The following is an 18644-nucleotide window of genomic DNA, read 5'->3' as shown; positions in this document are numbered from 1 at the left end:
AGAGCTTGCGCCTGTCGGCCTACGGCTGCACCAGCAGAACCAGCGAACGGAACGCTAACCCTGCCCCCTCTTCACGTCAACCCAGCGTGGGAGGGGCGAGGTCGATGAGCTCGGGCGTCTGGCAGACGGACACGTTGTCCGTGATGCGCCACAGCGACGTGGGGAAGTCGCCGCTGTTGAGGGCCTTCACGCGCAAGCCCACGTTGTCCGGCTCCACCGCCGGGTTGACGACGTGGTTCCGCTGAACGGTCAGCAGCCGTCCGAACGAGCCGTACACGCGGATGGCGTCGATGCCCAGCTGCGAGAGGAAGGTCTTGCGCGCGACACGCACGTGGTTGTCCTCGAGCAGCAACGTGTCGCAGTTGCCCACGAAGATGCCGTGCCGCTCTCCCAGGGACTCGGCCGTCATCAGCACGTGGACCTCATTGCCGGTGATGTGGACGCGTCCGGCCCGCCGGAGCGTTCCTCCCACGGCACGGCTGCTGGCGCGCTGGCTGACGCCCATGTGGATGCCCTGGAGCACGTCCCGGAGGGTGTTGTCCCGGATGCGGACCTCGGTGGCCCGCGCTCCCGCCACGGTGATGCCCTGCGAGGCCACCGCCGGAGAGGCGGCCCGGAGGCGCTCGAACCAGTTGCGGAACGTGGTGATGGTCGTGCTCAGGAGGTTCGGGATACCGGGCACCCCCCGCGTCAGCAAGATGTCCTCCGCGAGCATCTGCAGGCGCGCGGCGAGCTTCCAGGGCTTGCCCGCCTCCGACTCCGGCACGGTGGGGGCGACCACCCGCAGGAGGTCCTGCCAGGCCAGCCGCAGGCTCGGGTCCGCATCGAAGTACACGTGGTAGGAGCCAAACATCCCGCCACTGACGACGGCATCCGGCTCGGCCAGCGGATCCATCAGCAGCCGCAGCCGCGTCATCAGCAGCCGCCGCACCAGCCCTCGGTACTCCGGGGTGTCCACCAGACTTCCCGCGTCCAGCGCCGCCGGCTTCGCGTAGGTGGTGATGACGTTGTCCTCCACCTGCGAGCGTTCCACGTCGAGGAGCAGGATGCCGACCTGCTGGTGGCCGACCTTCAGGTCGCACGAGCGGATGCGCGCGGTGGTGGGGACCGGAGCGGGCGTGTCCGAAGGCGTGTTGCGCACGGAGATGCACGCCGTGCCGCGCCGCCAGTCCGCGCCGCACTTGACGGAGACGTTCTCCACCGTCACCGACGGGCAGTCCTCGAACGCGATTGGGCCGCGCAGGCCCTGCTTGTGCTCGACGCTCCCCGCCTCGGCGTGCAGGTCCCTGACCAGCACGCTCCCGCACCGGAGGAAGGAGAAGACCGACTCCCCTCCCGTCCGGATGATGCGGGTGGCCGGCCCGCTGCCGGAAATCTGGATGTCGCCCCGCTCGGTCAGGTGGATGGCCTGCGTCAGGGTGAACGTGCCAGGGCCGAAGTGGACGCGCACGCCCGTTCCCGGAGGAATCTGGGCGAAGGCCTCCACCACGTCATCCCCGGGCAGCAGGATGACGGCCCACTCGCGCCGCACCCGGTACAGGTGGTCCAGCGCCTCCTGGACGGTCTCCACCTCCGCCGAGCCGAAGACGGTGGAGTCGAAGCCCACGTCCTTCGCGGTGAGGGCCGTCAGCGCGGGGAACACCTTGCGCCGGTCCTCCACGGAGGGGTTTCCCACCGCCGGCTTGCGCACCACCGCCAGGGGCGCGTAGTGGTGAGCGACGCCGTGGGGCAGCCGAGGCAGGGGCGAGCCGACACCGTCCCGCGGCCACTCGACGTCCGCCGTGAGGTGGCGGGCCGGGATGAGCCAATAGTCCCCCACGCGGAAGGTGCCGGCGGAGGGCTTCACCTCCACGCCATCCTCCAGGGCCAGCCAGTCCGGGGCCCCCGAGCCGCTCTCCCACTCCAGGCGGCCCTCCCAGCGCCGCGCCTTCGGGTTGCGCGGGAAGGCGGCCCGGTCGAACGTCCCCGGCGAGCCCGCGGCGGTGGTGTCGAGCGTGAGAATGGCGCCGTTCACCGCCTTCACTCCGTAGAGCAACCCGCCCTGCCCCTGCAGCTCCCGGGCGTCGTCCGTCAGCTCCACGAACGCGGCGGAGGTGAAGCCCAGCAGCTCGTTGCGGCCGGAGCCGCCAATCGTCACCGAGTCCCCACTGCCGGACAGCCACGGCGCCACCACCGCGCCATTGTCCCGGCTCCACTTGGCCGTCACCCGCCCCGACTCACTCACCGCGTGCACCTCCACGCGGTAGAGCTGGTTCTCCAGCCGCCGGTAACCGGCCCCCGCGGGGACCAGCAGGGGCTCACCGCCGGACGCGGACGGCTGGGCCCGCGCCATGAGCGTCCCGGTGCCCGGCGCCGGCAGCGAGGGCGTCCAGCCCGTCGCCGCCGGGTCGCCGCTCACCTTGGCCAGCTTCACCTGCCAGAGGGTGCGCGTGCGCACGGTGGTGTCCGGCCCGCCCAGGGCCACCTCGCGGATGCCCGGGTCCTCGAGGGCCGTGACGAGCTGTTCCCAGACATCCAGGTAGGCCAGGTACGTGCCCGTCTCCAGCGCCAGCGCCCGCGCGCCCCCCTCGCCCGTGACGAAGGGCGGCGTGGGCAGGTCCGGCTGGCCCAGGTAGCTCGACCCCTGCTCCAGCTCGCAGAGGATGCCGTCGACGTAGAAGCGGCCCGGCGCGAGGGTCAGGTCCGCGCCGGACTCCGTGACGCCCAGCTGGAAGTGGGCGCCCTGCTGGGGCTTGGGCGCGCCGCTCTGCCCGAACACGTCGGCGCCCTGGGTGCGGTGCAGGTGGGCCTGGATGTCGACCAGCTCGTTCCAGTCCGCATCGAGCTGGACGCGCCCCTGCTGCATGCGCACGCCGCTGTAGTGCTTCCCTTGAGAGAACGTGCGGCGCGTGAAGTCGGCTTTCATCCGGTGACTCTCCCTCAGGTGACGTAGAAGATGCCCGCTTCGAGCCCCACGGGCTGGTACTCCTCCAGCGCCGCGCGCAGGTTGGCCTCGCGCTGCGGCTGCAAGAGGTACTGGAAGACGCCCATCTCACTCTCGTTGCTGGCGCCCCGGCGCAGCGCGTCCGGGCAGCCCTGCTCGAGCTGCGCGTAGCCGGGCTGCCCATAGCGCGTCGAGACGAAGGAGGGCCTCAGCCGGGCCCACACCGCCGGCTGCTCCGCCTCCGGCACACCCCGCGACGCCAGCTCCGGCTGGCAGCGGTACGAACGGGGGACAATGGAACCAGGAGGCACGTAGCTGAAGCGCACGCAGCCCAGCTGCAGGCGCTGCACGGTGACGGCGCCGGTGAAGAGCGTGTCGCTCGCCTCGAGCACCACCACGTCCGTGCTCCCGAAGACGGTGGTGCGCTCGAGGTCGGCGGTGCCCGCGGACAGCACGTGCGCCGCGCCTCCCGCGCCGTCGAGGATGCTGTCCCGAACCACCACCGTCGTGGCGTCCGCCGAGCGGGGCAGCGACAGGCGGCCGCTGATGCACCGGACCAGGCGCAGCTCCAGCCGCCCCGCGCCGCCAGCCGAGCTCACGCTGAGCGCCTCGGGTGTCACCGGCTGCCCGTCCCCTCCCAGGGAGAACCCCGGCACCAGCGTGCAGTGCCGCAGCTCCAGCACCGCGTCTCCGGTGGCCTCCACCTCCAGCCCCTGTCCCGAGACGAGCAATCCGCTGAGGCGCAGCCAGGACGCTTCGGCCAGCGTCAGCGCCCAGGGCGCGGAGAGCCGCAGGAGCGGGCGCTTGCCATCGGCCGCGCGAATCTCCAGCGAAGGCACCCCGGCCGTGGCCGCCACCCCGGGCACGCTCACGTCCGCCACCGTGTAGGCCTCGTTGTCGGCAATCTCGAGGACGGTAGGCTGGCGTCCCGCCGCCACCCAGGCGGCGAGCGCGTCCTGGAGCTTCGTACCGCCGCCCTGCACCCGCACCGGCGTGCCGCCGTCCCGCACCTCCTGGCTCCGGTCGTACATGCCGCCGCCCACGTCGGCGCTGAAGCCGTAGTGGTAGCTCACCGTCACCCGCTGGCCCGGCTCCGCCGGGAAGGCGATGCGCCCCAGCACCGGATCCACCGCCACCCGGCCCGCGGGCGGCACGCGCCACTGCGCGAGGTTGCTGATGGCGAGCTCGGAGAGGGGCACCGGCACGCCGTCGCGCAGCACCTGGAACACCGGCTGGTCCACGTCGAAGTAGCCGCTCCGCGGCGCGAGGCCCTGCTGGCGCGCCACCAGCTCCGCGTCCAGCGCGCGGCGGCGCAGCGGCCCGGCCACGTTCTCCTCCGAGGCCAGGTGGGAGATGTCCGCCTCGGCGGTAGCGGGGTTGAAGAGGGGCAGGTCGTGCCCGAGCTGGCTGAAGCGAAAGCCGCCGGGGACGCCCGCCACCGGGGTGGCCGGGGCCTCCTCCACGGGGTACGCCTCCAGGCGCCACAACAGGAGCCCCACGCTGGGCAGATTGTAGCGTCCCCGCCCTGACTCCGCCCGGCGCACCTCCACCGTGTGCGGCACCGGGTCGAAGGGGCCGCCGAGCAGCTCCAGCGGGGCGCTGTCGCGCACCGAGGCCAGTGCGACGTTGCCCGGCCGGGGGTGGCTCAGGTGCTGGGTGATGGCCAGCCGCTGGAAGTACTCCACCGCGCGGGCCGGCCACCCCGTCACGTCCTGGGCGAGCTGCTCCATCACCGCGGCAGTGCCCTTGCGGCGCCGGTAGGCCAGCGTGTTGGCCACGTAGGCGCGCTGGCTGTAGGTGCCCGGGTTCACCGGGTGCAGGCTGCTGCGCACGCCCAGCAGCTCGCCAATGTACGGGACGACCCACTCCTCGCACGTCTCGATGAACCAGTTGTCGTGCAGCGTGGTGATGTCCTGCTCGACGGCGCGGAGCTGCTCCTCCATCACCGCCAGCAGCGCGCGCAGCGGCTCGCCCTGGGCCGCGTCGCGCAGGCGGTAGAAGCCGGGCAGCAGCGCGTACAGTTGCTCGCGTCGGGACGTCGTCACGGCGCCACCTCCACCAGGGAGACGCCTCCCGGCTGCAAGAGGAGCAGCTCCGCGGCCTGCACCTCACGCCGGCCCACGTCCCAGCGGGCCGGGCTCGCCGGCAGCAGCGCGTGCCCTCCCGCCGCCGGCTGGTCCACCCGGTGCAGCGCCGTGAGGTGGGCGGCGATGACGCCGCGCACGCCCTGCATCACGGAGAGCACCTCGGAGGCGGTGACGGGCTGGGCGAAGGCCCGCCGCGCGTACGAGAAGTGCGCCTGGAGGGCGGCCTCCACCTCCGCGAGCACCTCGGCGGCCACCCGGCGGCGCTCCACCACCACCCCGGCATCCACCTTGAAGAAGCGCGGCTCGTAGCCATCCATGCGCACCTCGTGGGCCGCGCCGCTGGCCTCGGCCAGCGCGGCCATCAGGTTCTGGTAGAGCGCCGAGATCCGCGGCACGGAGTCCCCGCTGGCGGCGGCCACGGTGAGGTGCACGAAGCGCCCGTTGCCGCCCCAGAGCACGGTGGCCTGGGCCTTGCCGATGCCGGCGAAGGCGCGGGCGAAGTCCTCGTAGTCGCGCACGGAGCTGATGCGCTCCAACGTCAGCACCCGCAGCGGAGCGTTGGCGCGCGCGTCGTCCAGCCCCTCGGGGTTGGCGGCGCCCAGGGCCGGCACGGGGTTGGCCACCGAGCGGATGCCCAGGGGCCGGGACAGCAGCAGCGTGAGCCGGCCCGCGTCCACCTCGCCCGCGGGGCCGAGGCCGGCGCGGTAGCGGGCCACCACGTTCTCCGTCCCCGTGGGCAGGCGCGAGCCCTGCTGGCCGTCGCCGAAGAGGACCGTCGCCGTCCCGTCGTCCGCCATCCGCACCACGTAGGCCTTGCTGTCGGGCGTCAGCCCGTGCAGCGACGGCACCTCCGTCCACTCCACGCCGTCCACGCGCACCTCCAGGGTGCTCTCCGCGCCGCTGGGCGTGGGCGCCGACACGTACGTCAGCGGCTTCTTCTTCAGCGTGAAGCGCTGGTGGGCGCGCCCACCGTCTCCGCTGCCCAGCACCTCGCGCTCCACCGTCTCCCCGTGGGTGGCGGCGACGACGTTGGCGTTCACCGTCACCGTCTCGCGCGCGTACCGGTACGCCAGCGGCCCGCGGAAGATGAGCGTGGTGCTGCCTCCCGCGTGCTCCACGTCCGCCAGCACGGCCGTCTCGCTGCGCGTCACCCCGGTGCGCACACCCGGAGAGCCCGCCACCTCCTCCCCCGTCACCACCACCGCCTGCCCCGCCTTCAGGCCCAGCACCATGCGCTCCAGGCTCAGCCGCAGCACGCCCTGCACGCTGCGCTTGCCCCCCGGAGCCACCACCCCCTCCTCCAGCGCCTCGGTGACGGGGAGGGCGGCCTCGCGCAGCCGCTCGCTCTGCACGAAGGCCACGCTCTGCCGCAGTTGGAAGGCGGGCCGCTTCGTCACGTCCGAGGGCAGGGCCGTCCCGTCCGGGTTCCTCAGCGACAGGCCCGTGGCCCGGCCGCTCAGTGCGAAGTCGGCCAGGGAGGACTCCACCACGTCCGCCACCTTGAAGAGGCCCGAGGCCGCCGGGGTGCTCTGGACGTATACCCATGTCCCCGGAAGCACTTCGGGGACGCCACGCTCGAGGAAGACGTCCGCGCCGAGCGTCGCGGAGTACACCTCGGTGCGCTTCGAGCGGGTCCAGACGGTCGTCCCGCCGCCAGCGTCCCAGTCGGGGAACGGCTCATGGTGCTTCGTGTAGGCGGGCGCGTTGTGCCCGAAGAAGCCCAGGCGCTGGCGGAAGACGTATATCTCCGTCTCCCCCGTGTCGGGCACGCCGGTGGCGACCTCGGCGGCGGGCAGCGTGGCCACCTGCTGGAGCAGCTCCTCCGGCTTCCAGCGCTGCACCCTCATGAAGGAGGACAGGTCCGACTCGCGCCAGCGGCGCTGGAGGATTCGCTCCTTCACCGTCGCCGGGGTGAGAGGCAGGGGCTCCAGGTCCACCTTCCCCATCGGCGGCGGCGGCGGGGACAGCGGAGGCACCCGCTTCGTCTCCGCCAGCTCCGCCACGGTGGTGCCCGCCTTCGCATCCACCGCCACGCCGCGCACGCGCACGGTGACGGCGCCGGTGGGGGTGCGCACCAGCAGCTGGTCCCCCGGGTTCAGCTTCGTGGCCGTACCCGAGAAGACGATGTGGCCGGCGGCCACCCGCGTCCCGTCCAGCCCCTCCAGGTAGAGCTTGTCGCCCTGGGCCCGCAGGAGCTGCGGCTGGGTGAGGCGGGGGCGCAGCGTGTTCCACTCCACGCGCGCGTCGAGCTCGTCGGACGTCTCGAAGGTCTGCGGCAGCTCCCCCTGCCCCGGCAGGCTCTGCACCTTCGTGCCCCGAGGCACCCTGGCGCTCGTGGGCGAGCCCACGGCCTCTTCCAGCATGAAGGCCAGCCAGGTGCTCGCGGCCACGCCCGGGTTGAGCTCGTAGCCGATGGCGCGCGCCAGCTGCAGCACGGAGCGGCGCTCGGTGGCCGTGCGCAGGTAGCCCTCGTTGGCGATGCGCTCCTGGTAGAAGGTCAGCACGTCCAGCACCGTGGCCCACGCATCCAGCAACCCGATGGACGGGTCGTCCAGGGTGCGGGTGGTGAGCGCCGCCAGGGGCCGCGTCCCCGCGGCGTCACCCGCCCCGGGGCTGACGTGTGGCAGCCGCGCCAGCATGCGCTGGAGGAACTGCGCGTGGGTGCCGATGCGGTACTCGAGCGCCGGGCGGCCGGGCGCGTTCTGGCGCGAGGGCGTGGCGGCCTCGCCGGTGGAGCTTCCTTCGTGCGCCGCGTCCAGCGTGCTCGCGCTCACAGGCCCCCCTCCAGGTGGAACTCCAGCTTGCCGTTTTCAGGCTGGCTCGGGTCGTTGTCCAGGCGGATGATCTCCAACGACTTCACGCGGATGCCGCCGGTCTCCAGCTCCCGGTTGCTCGCCTGACCGAAGCGCTGGAAGCGGCGCAGCGGCGCGCGCTCGCTGGTGTCCACCCAGGCCACGCCCGGCACCCGCATGGCCGCATGGACGAGCTGGCTGAGATACACGGACTGGCCGAAGGTGAAGTGGTCCGGGTGGAAGAAACCGCGCCGGCCGCCGGGCAGCTCTCCGCTGCTGAAGACCTCGAGCAGCGCGGCCTTGACGTCGCCGCGGAAGTGTCCCGGCGCCACGCCCACCGTCAGCCCGATGTCCAGCGGCGCGAAGATGGGCGCGGCGATCTCCAGGTCGTGCCCGGCCAGGCGGAAGCGCTCCAGGAAGTCGCGCAGCTCCTCCCGGAAGGCGTCGTCCACCGGGCGCCCCCCATAGCGGTCCACCGTGACGTAGAGGGTGGGCCAGCTCCCCGTCCAGCGCCGGGTGGCCACGGCCTTCTGCACCTCCGGGTGGCGCTCGGCGGCCGCCGCGAAGTCCTCCGCGGTGACGGCGCGCTCGTGGCGCCGGAAGGCGTAGGGCGCGTTCTGCCGGACGTGCTCGAGCGACTCCGGGTCCACGCCGCCCACGGCGGGCAGCGGGTTGGACACGTCGAGGATGCCCTGGAGGGTGGCGTTGAGCGTCCCGTCGGTGGGGTGCAGGACGACGTGGGCCAGCGTCTCCGCGCCCACGTTGCCCATGCGCCCATTGCCCACGCGGTAGCGGGCCAGCAGCCCCCCCTGCGGCTTGCGTCCCATGATGCCGTCCCCGAAGCGCAGGAAGGCGCTGCCGTCCTCCTCGGACTCGACGACGAAGTGGGGGGAGAAGCGGTCGCTCTCCAGCAAGTCACTCACGGCCAGCCACCGCCGCTCCGGCGCCTCCTCGTCCTCGAGGAAGATGACGGGCCGGGCATCCTCCACCGCCCAGCGGAGGGCGGCGGTGGCGGAGGCGCCCGCGTCGAAGGGGACGAGCTGACGGTCCGCGTCCTTCACCTGGCCCTGCCGGGTGACGGGGCCCCACTCCAGCACGGGCCGGTAGCGCCCCGTGGAGGGGAGCGCCGGCAGCACCTGCCCCGAGGGCGGGGTGTAACCATGGTCCACCAGCACCACGTTGCCCCAGGCCACGGCGGCCGGCGCGTCGTCCTCGCCCAGCTCCAGGTCGAAGGGCAGCGCGTCCTCATCCGCCCACCGGACGTTCACCACGTCGACGCCGAGGAGCTCGTCCCGCGTGGCCTCCACGTGTGTGAGGCGCACCGCATGCCGCAGCGTGGGGTCCGCGTCCACCGCCAGGCCCGTCCGGGGGCCGCGCACCTGGCCGAGCACCAGCACGTCACCGGCCTCCAGTTTCAGCCGGGCCGCCGGGTCCACGAAGGTCGCCTCGGTGGCGCCGGTCAGCAGCAGGCAGCGGTCCCCACCCCAGGCGTGGAAGCGCAGCTCGTTGTGCACGGCGTGGAGCTTCAGCGGCGCCATCGTCTCGAAAACTTGCGCGCCGGCATGGAGTGACTCCTCCAGCTTCTCGTAGGCCAGCGGGCCGCGGGGGGCGTCCACGCGGGTCAGCAGGACGGCTCCGGCCGGGAGCGTGCGCCCGTCCACGCCCTCCTCCACCGTCAGCCGCACCCACGCGCGCGCGTTGCAGCCCTCGTGGACGACGTAGTCCAGCAGCCGCGCGTGCCGCCGCACCGAGACGCGCCTGCGCGCGGTGGCCAGGTAGGCCTCGGTGGCCACCGCATCCTGGTAGTAGCTGAGGCGGTCCGCGGCGTAGGCCAGCACCTCCACCAGGGCCATGCCGAGGTCCGCGGGGTTGCGCTCCGTCCAGTCCGGCGTCACCACCGCCAGCCGGTCCAGCATCAACTGGCGGAAGCTGGCGTAGTCCTTGGCCAGGTAGTCGATGTGCAGCGCGGGCGCGGGCGCGGCGGCGGGAGCCCCATCCACCCGGCAGTCGAACTCGCTGGGGCTCTCCACCTTGAAGGAGAAGTCCACCTCGCGGCTCTTCGGGTCGAAGCCGCTGGCCGAGAGGGACAACCGGTAGCGGGAGAAGTCCCCCGGGGAGTCCGTCCGCACCACCAGGACGTTGGCGGCGTCGGGGAGCGACTGGAAGAAGGTCCGCTCGGCCTCGGTGGTCCTGTCCGCCGGCACGGCCGGAGCGGGGCGTGCCCACCCCACCTGGATGGACTGGATGCGCACGCCTCCGGAGATGCGGACGTTTGCCTCGCTGAGCGCGGCCACGGGCTTGAAGCAGCGCACCAGCAGCGTGCGCTGGCGCGCGGTGGGCACGGCGGCGGCGCGGGCGTCCAGCACCTCGAGGTAGTCGATGCCGTTGACCGGGGCCGCCGGGTCGGCGAGGCGCTGGCGGCGTCGGGCATTGTCGCAGCGGTACTGCGTCCCCATCTCAGACCTCGCGGGTGAATGTCATGAGCCGGCGCTGCAGGGTGCGCCGGACGATGCACTGGACCGTCACCCGCACCGTGGACTCCTCGCTCCGCACCTGCACGGCCTCCACCTGGATGCGGTCCCCCAACCACTGCAGCAGTGCCGCCTGCACCCCCACCTGCGCCGCCGCGGCCAGCGCCTCGCTGTTGGGTGCGAACGCGAGCTGCCCCAGGCCGCTGCCGAAGGTGGGGCGGTTGACCCGCTCCCCGGGCGCGGTGAAGAGCACCTGCTCGATGAGGTCCCTCAGGTGCTCCTCGTCCGTGTCGGCCGCGGCGGTGCGTCCCCGCCGGTCGATGTGGAATGGATGCTTGAGCTGCATCACGCCCCCTTCACCCGCGGCTGCACCACCGCGATGTTCGGCGCGCCCTGGGGCGCCTGCATGGGGTTGAGGCACAGCCCGGTGCTGTCCTGGAGGACGGCTGGCTGGCCCATCACCTTCACCCGCACCGCGCCCACCAGCCACTGCACCTTGAGACACGGCTGGGGCGAGGGGCCCGGAATGGTGAACGGACAGCCCGCCACCATGTAGTTGTCGCTGAGGGTGGCCACGAACTGTCCCGCCACCTTCACCCGGGTGTTGGAGGAGACGACCGACGTCTGCCCCGCGTGGGGACAGAGAATCTGCGCGCCCACGTGTACGAGGTAGCCCGGCATCAGGTGATCTCCAGCGCGCCGTTGTTCACGGTCACCTGGGGGCCCGCCATCTTCAGCAGCGCGCCCTTCCCGTTGTCGATTTCGATGCCGGTGGCGTTGAGGACGATTTTCGCCCCGTCCGCCGTCTCCAGGGTGATGCCGCCGACGCCCGGGGTGTCGTCCAGCACGATGCTGTGGCCGGCCTCGGTGCGCAGCATCACCTTCTTGTAGGGCGGGGCCAGCAACGCCGGAGGAACCTCGGCCGGCGAGCCCCACCAGCAGCCCACCCAGATGGGGTAGTCCGGGTCGCCGTGCTCGAACTCAATCCACACGCCCGCGCCCACCTTGGGCAGGGCGAAGAAGCCCACGCCGCTGCCGCCGTACGGGGCGCAGGGCATGGCCCAGCCACTCTCCTGGTCCCCCATCACATCGGGGACGCGCGCGCGCACGCGGCCCAGCATGAGGGGGTCCTGGATGTCCGTTACCACGCCCCGGTACTTGCCCAGGAACTGGCTCATGGTCTCACCACGGGAAGGAGGGCGCCGGTCCCCTCGCGGGAGAGCGAGAAGCTCTGGGTGTAGCGCCCCCGCTCGATGCGGTGGGAGACCCGGCGGATGTAGTAGTTGCCGTCGAAGCTGAAGCCCGCGCCGCGCACGCCCACCAGCCGGCGCGCCCGCAGCACCGCGCCGTAGCGCACCCCGTCCACCTGCCCGGAGCCCGTCACCGGGTCCGGCGTGCGGGTGGCGGCCGCCACGGCCGTGGCCACCGCCTGCCCCGGCCCCTGCTTGGCCGCCTCACGCTCCAGGGCCTTGCGCCTGGCTGGCACGGGCATCAGCGCCAGCGGGGGCAGCCGCAGCGAGGGCAGCGGCGGCAGCGGGATTCCCGTCTTGGAGATGGGCTCGAGCAGCGCCAGCGCGGTCGTCACGGGCGAGAACCCGTCCAGGCTGAAGCTGAGCGACTCCACGTTGCTGAAGGGCCCCAGGTTCGTCGACAGGGCTGGCAGCGGGACGCTCAGCCGCGCCTCCGGGCCGAAGTAGGCCTTGTTCACGCCGAAGGTGACGGGCTCCACGTAGAAGACATAGCCGTTGCGTTGGGCCATGCGCTGGATGAAGCGCAGGTCCGTCTCGTGCTGGCGGGGAATCCGCTGCAGGAAGATGGGGATGTCGGTGGTGGGCAAGGCCTGGGGCACGAGGCCATAGAGCGCGTATTCCGCGATGATGCGGGTGAAGATGGCGAAGTCCGGCTGGTTCTCGTACTTGCCGTTCTTCTCCTCCAAATCCATCATCACGCTCACGTCACGCCCGGTGACGGTGAGGGTGGACTGCCCCGGCTCGCCGCTGGCCGTCAGCTCCTGATGGGTGATGATGCCGTCGATGAGCACCTCCGGCACCGCCCCCATCAGCACGCCAATCACCACCCGGGTGAAGGGCGCCAGGGTGCCGTCCTGGACGAGCCCGTAGTCGATGACACGGTCCTTGGACAGGGAGAAGGTGAGCTGGAAGCCGTCGCCGCCGTCCGCGTCGTTGGTCACCTCCACGCGCGTCAGCGCGTTGGCGACCGCCGGAGGCGGCGGCAGCGGGATGGTTCTTCCCATCCACAGGACGAGTCGGACTCCCAGTTCCCCGGCCAGCATTCCCGTCCTTCAGCGGAAGGTGGTGGCGACGCGCACCATCCGGCCGACGCGCTCCTCGAGCTCGTCGGGGTGGAGCACGCCGTTGGCGTCGCACAGGCGCCAGGACTGGGCCGGGTCGTTGAGGTAGCGCGCGGCCAGGTGGTCCAGCCGCTCCCCCTCGGTGAGCAGGTGCTCGACGAGCGGCACCTGCTCGTCCAGGGGCGGCAGGAAGCGGCGGCGCACGTAGCGCACCTCGCGCCGCTCGCCCCGGGCATCGGTGACGTGGTGGGTGGCGACCTCGAGCGAGGCGTACCGGCTGGTGGGGTCGAACATGCGTCAGCCTCCGTTTCCAACGCCTACCCCGAACGACACCGCGCCCGTCAGGCTGCCGGCGGCGTTGAGGGTGGCCATGATTTCCTTGGCGACCTGATGGACCATGAAGGTGACGCCTCCGACGCTGGCCAGCCCCAGGTCCTGGTACGTGAGGACCCGCAGCCCCAGGCGGACCCGCGCCCGGATGGGGTTGAGCCGGGTGTCGAAGGCCTCCTCGGTGACGCTGAACTCGGTCAGGCGCACCGGCAGCACGCGCTGGGGGCCCCAGACGAGCAGCGTCAGCGGGGCCTGCGCGGGGATGAGCTCGATGATGCCGGCGGCGGCGAGCGCCGCGTTGGCCAGCACTCCGGCGGACCGGGGGTAGAGGAACATCTCCAGCGCCGACAGCATGGGATAGACGCCGACCAGCACCTCGGGTGGTCTCGCCTTCTCCAGCGCGTCGGCGGCGTCCAGCTCCACCTCGAGCTGAATCGTCTCCCTGGGAGGGCCACGCAGCCGGAGCGCCTCGCCCGAGTCGGCCCCCTCGCCGGCCTGGTTGGCGGTGAGCGTGCGGGTGAGCTGGTCGGGGTTGTACTGGAAGGGCACCACCATGGGCACCGGGTTGAGCAGGTCCAGACCGACGATGGCCCCCTTCAGCAGCAGGGGTGAGCCGGGAGCGGCGCTCATCTTCCCTCCCCTCCTCCGGCGAGCCGCGTGTAGGCGGCCCGCGCGGCCTGCACACCCACGGACTCCCCGCTGGCGCCGGGGTGTGGCCGCACGGCGCCCACCTCCAGCCGCGCGACGTGCGCGCCCCCCGCGAGCGACTCGGGCACGCCCTGCTCGAGGAGCAGCCGCGACAGCTCCTGGGTGAAGGCCTCCCGCACCCGGTCCCGGTCCAGGGGGGAAAGGCCGTGCAGGACGAGCCGCTCGATGTGCAGCCGGATGTTCGGTACGGGCCTCATGTCCACCCCCGCGTCTCGGCTTCGGTGAGGAGCCGGTTGAGCTTGGTGTACTCGTCGCGCGCGGCACGAAGCAGGTGCGCCATGCGCACCGGCTCGCCGGCGTCCGCCGCGATGAAGGCGGCGGTCAGGGCGATGTTGCGGATGTGGCCACCCGCCACGTTGAGCTTCGCCAGGCGCGCCAGGTCCAGGCCCTCGGTGGGCGTGCTGGCCGGGAAGGCCCGCCGCCACAGCTCCAGCCGCTGCTCCGCCGACGGGAAGGGGAACTCCACGATGAAGCGCAGCCGGCGCAGGAAGGCCGTGTCGAGCGCGTCCTTCATGTTCGTGGTGAGGATGGCCAGCCCGCGGTAGGCCTCCATGCGCTGCAGCAGGTAGCTGACCTCGATGTTGGCGTACCGGTCGTGGCTGTCCTTCACCTCGCTGCGCTTGCCGAAGAGGGCATCGGCCTCGTCGAAGAGGAGGATGGCGCTCCCCTCCTCGGCCGCGTCGAAGATGCGCCGCAGGTTCTTCTCCGTCTCGCCGATGTACTTGCTCACCACCTGGCTGAGGTCGATGCGGTAGAGGTCCAGCCGCAGCTCCGCGGCGAGCACCTCCGCGGCCATCGTCTTGCCCGTGCCGCTCACCCCGGCGAAGAGGCCGCTGATGCCCAGCCCCCGCGAGGTGCGGCTGGCGAAGCCCCACTGCTCGTAGACGGTGGTGCGCTGGCGCACGTGCGCGGCCAGGTCCCGCAGCAGCTCCATCTGGAGCGGCGGCAGCACCAGGTCCTCCCAGCGGGCCATGGGTTCGATTCGCTGGGCCAGCCCCTCCAGGTGTGGCCGCGCCTGCGCCCGGCAGGTGTCCCAGAGGAGCGTCCCGGCCGCGTCCGACGCCCCGGCCGCCAGCTCCGCCTGCACCTCCGCGCTCACGGACCGCACGCCCTGCAGCCCCATTGGGAACTGTGCGATGACGCGGTCCAGCTGGCCATCGAGGCGCCCCGCCAGCGGGCCCAGGGCATGCTGCCAGAGCGCCTGCCGCTCCGCCGTCTCCGGACGCCCGATATCCAGGCGCAGCAGCCGCTTGCGGCCCGGCCGCACGGGCTCGCTCGCACTGACGATGATGGGACAGCGCAGGCGGTCGGCCAGGGAGACGGCGCGGAGCGCCTCGGCGCCCGGAGCCTCTTCGCAGACCATCAGCAGGGCCGTCTCGGACAGGGCCGCCTCGCGCTCCCACAACCGGGACAGCAGCTCGCGGTCCGCCGCGCTGGTGGGCAGGTCGGCCACGCGAAGGGCCTGGAGTCCAAGCCCCAGCCGCGCACAGGCCGTGGCCGCGATGGCCCGCTGCGTGACGGCGTCGCCCCCCTGCAGGTGGACGAGCGGCAGGGGCTCGCCCTCGCGCGGGTGAGACCAGAGGCTCACGATGCGCTGGGCCAGGCGGGCCTGGGAGTCCGGAAGCCGCGCGTCCGGGAGCGCCACCGGCTCGACGAGCCCCTGGAGCCGCTCATCGAGACAGGCCACTCCCGCCAGGTGGTGCACCACGCGCTCGTCGATTCTCAGCGGACTGCCCGTCAGCGAGTCACCGGGGCCGGGCACGACGAGGTGGAAGCGCCGCAGGGGCCCGGAGGGGGCGAGCGCGCTCCAGTGGGCATCCGGGAGGGCCGCCAGCGCCAGGCCGAACGTGGGGAAGGCGCGCCGCGAGTCCCCCTGCGCGGCGGCGCAGCACGCCGCGAAGCCGCCATCCAGCTCCATGCCGGCGCACAGCAACACCACGGCCCGCTCGAAGGGGGAGAGCTCGAACACCTGGCACAGCGTGTCCAGCGCGGCCGGCGCGGGCATCGCGGCGGCGGCCCGGTCCCGGGCCTGGACCGCGGTGTCCAGCACGGGCCCTTCCGACTCCGTCGCCCTCGCGGCGTGCTGCTCCAGCCGCAGCCGGACGAGCGCCAGCTCCGCCATGAGGTAGCGCTGGTTGGCCGCGGACCAGTCCGCCTGGGCCGTCATGAGATGGTCACCCGCTGCGAGGGGTCGAAGGCCGGCGGCGTGGCGGAGTAGTCCACCAGCAGGCTGTCCACGCCATCCACGCGGAGCCGTACCAGGTGCTGCCCCACGGGCGCCGGCTCCAGGAGGAACGTCAGCGTGCCTGTCTTGTCGGGGTGCGGCTCGGCGCGGACCTCCGCGTCACCGACGAGCAGCGACACGCGCTGCTCGGGCCAGACCTCGGGGCTGCACGTGACGGTCAGCGTGACGTTGCCCGAGCCGTCCCGGGGGGCCGGGTTGGGCGCGATGGAGAGAATGCGCGGGGCCAGCGCGAGCGGCAGGGCATTGGTGGTGGCCTCCGGCCGGTCCTCCCGGCCCACCACCACGGAAAGCGAGTACAGCCCGGCCGGCCAGCTCGGCGAGGCGGTGGGGAGCTGGACGCGCAGCTCCGTGGCCTGCGAGCCCGCCAGCGGCGTGAGGGAGTGTGGGGCCGCCAGGTGGCGGTGGGCCAGCTCCACGCGCACGCTGCTCCCGGTCAGCTGCGTGCCCCGGATGGCCAGCACGTCTCCGGGCGTGGCCCCGACACCCAGCCGCGCCGCGGGCTGGCCGTTGGGCGCCAGGAGGGCGGTGATGCCGGGGAACGGAGCCACGAGGAAGGGCTGCACGGCGACGCCCGCGTCCGACGAGGAGCCGCGGGCCAGCACCGGCAGGGGCGCCTTCGCCGGCCGGATGCTATCGATGAGGACGACGGAGGCCTCGTACACCATCGACAGCCGGTACTGGGTCTGGAAGAGGGTCCACAGCTTGGACATCTCCTCGGACGAGAGGTGGTGCGGCGCGATGCGGACCCTCTCGAGCTGGAGGTGGAGGTCATTGCCGGGGAGCGAGAGCTTGATGTCGGAGGGCAGCAGGTTGCCCTGGTCGTGCATGATGCTCATCGCGCGCCCGAGCAGCCGGTGGCCGAGGAGCTCCTCGCCGCCACGTCCGTAGGCCGTCACCAGATAGTAGAGGCTGAGCGCGAGCGGGGGGTGCGCCGTTTCCCCGGGGCGGCCCGGTGCCCGGTTGCGCAGGGCCGCGTTGGCCGCGGTCTGATAGAGGAAGATGTTGAGCTGGTTGCGGTCCTCGGCCGTGCGTGCCTTGTCCGGTGTCCGGGTGGTCACCGTGAGGTCCGCGAGCTCCGTGTCGGAGCTCGGGTCTCCCGGAAGGGGCTGCGCGGCCCGCAGCAGCAGGTCCCGCAGGGTGGCCGTGACGGCGGCGATCGCGAGGGAGTTGCTCACTTGCCGCCCTTCCGTTGGCGCCCGAGGTAGGCATCGAGCGAGAGAATGGGCTGAGCCGGCGCATGCTGCCGGGTGGGCTTCGGGGAAGCCACCTCGGCACGCACTTCCACGCGCCCGATGCTGATTTCAATGGTGGGTGTGGGGCTCGCTTCTGGCGTGCCTTCCTCGAGGAAGGACGGAGCCGCCCTCGCGTGGAAGGCCTCGCGCGCGGTGGACTCCGGCCCAGGCCTTGCGAGCGACTCCGCGGGGCGGGTGCGCCCGTCCAGCACGGTCACCGTCTCCGTTGGCCGGGGGAGGTCCTGAGCGGGCTGCGCCATGGCGCGTCCGTCACCGGCGGAGTGGCCCTGCTCTCGCGTCGGGTGGGCCGCCGCGGGAGGCCGGGGCGTCTCCGCAGGAGGCCGGGGCGTCACTGCGGAAGGCCGGGGCGTCTCCGTGGAAGGCCGGGGCGTCTCCGTGGAAGGCCGGGGCGTCTCCGTGGAAGGCCGGGGCGTCGCCGCGAGAGGCCGGGGCGTCTCCGTGGAAGGCCGGGGCGTCTCCGCAGGAGGCCGGGGCGTCTCCGTGGAAGGCCGGGGCGTCGCCGCTCCCGCCCTGGCCGGCTCCGAGAGACTGGCCGGGTCCGTCCCTTGTTCCCCCACTGTCGGCGCCTCCGGCCTCCGTGCATCCCGGGAGCCAGACGTGAGCACACCGGCGCGGGCCGTGACAGGGCCCGGAGCCGAGGCATCGCCCCGACGCTCTTCGGCCGTTCGCACCGGGCCGCGCTCCGGAGAGAAGCTCCTCCCCTGTTCACGCACGAGCGCTTCCGCCACGTCGAGCCCCTCGTCAGGCCCGTTGGCACTCGAGGCTTGCAGACTCGGACCGGCGCCGGGTGCCTGTACGCGGGAGAGGCGCTCCGGTGACGGAATTTCCGGCTCGCGCGCCTCGGCGGCCCCTCGCCTGACGCCCGCTGGTGCAGACGTGAGCACACCGGCGCGGACCATGACAGGGCCCGGAGCCGAGGCATCGCCCCAACGCTCTTCGGCCGTTCGCACCGGGCCGCGCTCCGGAGAGAAGCTCCTCCCCTGTTCACGCGCGAGCGCTTCCGCCACGTCGAGCCCCTCCTCGTCAGGCCCGCTGGCACTCGAGGCTTGCCGCCTCGGACCGGCGCCGGGTTCCTGTACTCGCGAGACCGGCCCCCCCGAGGTACCACGCGGCACATCGAGCACAGGGGAAGCACGCGTCCCCACCTCGGTGCCAACGACTCCGTCGGGGGCGGCAACACCTCCCGACACCTCCATCACCGGCAGGGCCAGCGCCTCCGGAGTGGAACTCCCTCGCGACGCCTCCAGGAGTTCGACGCCGCGGTGCGGCCCCGTGTCCGATGGTGGCGCGACGGAAGGCCGTGCGTCAGGGCCCTGGAAGGACTGGACACCGAGCACGGGAGGAAGGACCACTTCTCCCCCGGAGCGAGCGCCCGGCATCGTGCCGCTCCGCTCGACGCTGTCGGGATGGGTTGGAACGAGCACGTCCCCGGCCCCCGGTACCGAAGCCACCTGGGGGCGTGCGCTGGAGTCCGTCGTGTCACCCTCTCCTGGCTCCCCATCCAGCACGGAAACCGGCCCGGCC

At 72.8% G+C, this 18644-nt stretch carries 14 protein-coding genes; all 14 read right to left on the bottom strand.

Annotated features, from left to right (window positions below; translation table 11 throughout):
• Positions 1-76: 76 nt before the first annotated feature.
• Genes K8638_RS03815 through K8638_RS03750 form a run of 14 tightly spaced genes read right to left on the bottom strand, consistent with a single transcriptional unit; the run spans position 77 to position 17359 of the window.
• Positions 77-2905, bottom strand: coding sequence for a DUF6519 domain-containing protein (locus tag K8638_RS03815; protein WP_223753021.1), 2829 nt, complete (start codon positions 2903-2905; stop codon positions 77-79).
• 14 nt (positions 2906-2919) lie between these two features.
• Complete coding sequence (locus K8638_RS03810) at positions 2920-4968, bottom strand: hypothetical protein (protein WP_223753020.1); 2049 nt, start codon at positions 4966-4968, stop codon at positions 2920-2922.
• Positions 4965-7784: a putative baseplate assembly protein gene (locus tag K8638_RS45095; protein WP_223753019.1), complete on the bottom strand. Its 2820-nt coding sequence runs from the start codon at positions 7782-7784 to the stop codon at positions 4965-4967. Before K8638_RS45095 ends, K8638_RS03810 begins: the two co-directional genes overlap by 4 nt.
• Positions 7781-10258, bottom strand: coding sequence for a putative baseplate assembly protein (locus tag K8638_RS03800; RefSeq protein WP_223753018.1), 2478 nt, complete (start codon positions 10256-10258; stop codon positions 7781-7783). The genes K8638_RS45095 and K8638_RS03800 overlap by 4 nt, the downstream gene beginning before the upstream one ends.
• Position 10259: 1 nt before the next feature.
• On the bottom strand, positions 10260-10619 hold the full coding sequence (locus tag K8638_RS03795; protein ID WP_223753401.1) for a GPW/gp25 family protein: 360 nt from the start codon (positions 10617-10619) through the stop codon (positions 10260-10262).
• A complete protein-coding gene (locus tag K8638_RS03790; RefSeq protein WP_223753017.1) occupies positions 10619-10954 on the bottom strand; it encodes a hypothetical protein in 336 nt (111 codons plus the stop codon). The genes K8638_RS03795 and K8638_RS03790 overlap by 1 nt, the downstream gene beginning before the upstream one ends.
• Positions 10954-11451, bottom strand: a complete 498-nt coding sequence (locus tag K8638_RS03785; protein ID WP_223753016.1) for a phage baseplate assembly protein V — start codon at positions 11449-11451, stop codon at positions 10954-10956. Before K8638_RS03785 ends, K8638_RS03790 begins: the two co-directional genes overlap by 1 nt.
• Positions 11448-12566: a phage late control D family protein gene (locus tag K8638_RS03780; protein ID WP_223753015.1), complete on the bottom strand. Its 1119-nt coding sequence runs from the start codon at positions 12564-12566 to the stop codon at positions 11448-11450. The genes K8638_RS03785 and K8638_RS03780 overlap by 4 nt, the downstream gene beginning before the upstream one ends.
• A gap of 9 nt (positions 12567-12575) precedes the next feature.
• Positions 12576-12878 carry a LysM domain-containing protein gene (locus tag K8638_RS03775; protein ID WP_223753014.1) on the bottom strand — a complete coding sequence of 101 codons (303 nt, stop codon included), beginning with the start codon at positions 12876-12878 and terminating at the stop codon, positions 12576-12578.
• Positions 12879-12881: 3 nt separating this feature from the next.
• A complete protein-coding gene (locus K8638_RS03770; RefSeq protein ID WP_223753013.1) occupies positions 12882-13544 on the bottom strand; it encodes a hypothetical protein in 663 nt (220 codons plus the stop codon).
• Positions 13541-13819, bottom strand: a complete 279-nt coding sequence (locus K8638_RS03765) for a hypothetical protein (RefSeq protein WP_223753012.1) — start codon at positions 13817-13819, stop codon at positions 13541-13543. Before K8638_RS03765 ends, K8638_RS03770 begins: the two co-directional genes overlap by 4 nt.
• Positions 13816-15789 (bottom strand): ATP-binding protein, encoded by a 1974-nt coding sequence (locus tag K8638_RS03760; protein WP_223753011.1) that lies wholly within the window; start codon positions 15787-15789, stop codon positions 13816-13818. Before K8638_RS03760 ends, K8638_RS03765 begins: the two co-directional genes overlap by 4 nt.
• Positions 15786-17042, bottom strand: coding sequence for a Pvc16 family protein (locus tag K8638_RS03755; protein ID WP_223753010.1), 1257 nt, complete (start codon positions 17040-17042; stop codon positions 15786-15788). Before K8638_RS03755 ends, K8638_RS03760 begins: the two co-directional genes overlap by 4 nt.
• Positions 17039-17359, bottom strand: a complete 321-nt coding sequence (locus tag K8638_RS03750; protein ID WP_223753009.1) for a hypothetical protein — start codon at positions 17357-17359, stop codon at positions 17039-17041. Before K8638_RS03750 ends, K8638_RS03755 begins: the two co-directional genes overlap by 4 nt.
• Positions 17360-18644: the final 1285 nt, after the last annotated feature.

Origin of the sequence: Myxococcus sp. RHSTA-1-4, assembly GCF_020037125.1 — a bacterium.
Taxonomy (GTDB): Bacteria; Myxococcota; Myxococcia; order Myxococcales; family Myxococcaceae; genus Myxococcus.
Note: the sequence above shows the minus strand (reverse complement) of the source record. Positions and strands in the feature narration are given on the sequence as shown.

Coding starts and splice junctions, on each gene's coding strand:
- K8638_RS03815 (WP_223753021.1), bottom strand. CDS start 2,905: ATGAAAGCCGACTTCACGCGCCGCACGTTCTCTCAAGGGAAGCACTAC.
- K8638_RS03800 (WP_223753018.1), bottom strand. CDS start 10,258: ATGGGGACGCAGTACCGCTGCGACAATGCCCGACGCCGCCAGCGCCTC.
- K8638_RS03795 (WP_223753401.1), bottom strand. CDS start 10,619: ATGCAGCTCAAGCATCCATTCCACATCGACCGGCGGGGACGCACCGCC.
- K8638_RS03790 (WP_223753017.1), bottom strand. CDS start 10,954: ATGCCGGGCTACCTCGTACACGTGGGCGCGCAGATTCTCTGTCCCCAC.
- K8638_RS03785 (WP_223753016.1), bottom strand. CDS start 11,451: ATGAGCCAGTTCCTGGGCAAGTACCGGGGCGTGGTAACGGACATCCAG.
- K8638_RS03780 (WP_223753015.1), bottom strand. CDS start 12,566: ATGCTGGCCGGGGAACTGGGAGTCCGACTCGTCCTGTGGATGGGAAGA.
- K8638_RS03775 (WP_223753014.1), bottom strand. CDS start 12,878: ATGTTCGACCCCACCAGCCGGTACGCCTCGCTCGAGGTCGCCACCCAC.
- K8638_RS03770 (WP_223753013.1), bottom strand. CDS start 13,544: ATGAGCGCCGCTCCCGGCTCACCCCTGCTGCTGAAGGGGGCCATCGTC.
- K8638_RS03765 (WP_223753012.1), bottom strand. CDS start 13,819: ATGAGGCCCGTACCGAACATCCGGCTGCACATCGAGCGGCTCGTCCTG.
- K8638_RS03760 (WP_223753011.1), bottom strand. CDS start 15,789: ATGACGGCCCAGGCGGACTGGTCCGCGGCCAACCAGCGCTACCTCATG.
- K8638_RS03750 (WP_223753009.1), bottom strand. CDS start 17,359: ATGGCGCAGCCCGCTCAGGACCTCCCCCGGCCAACGGAGACGGTGACC.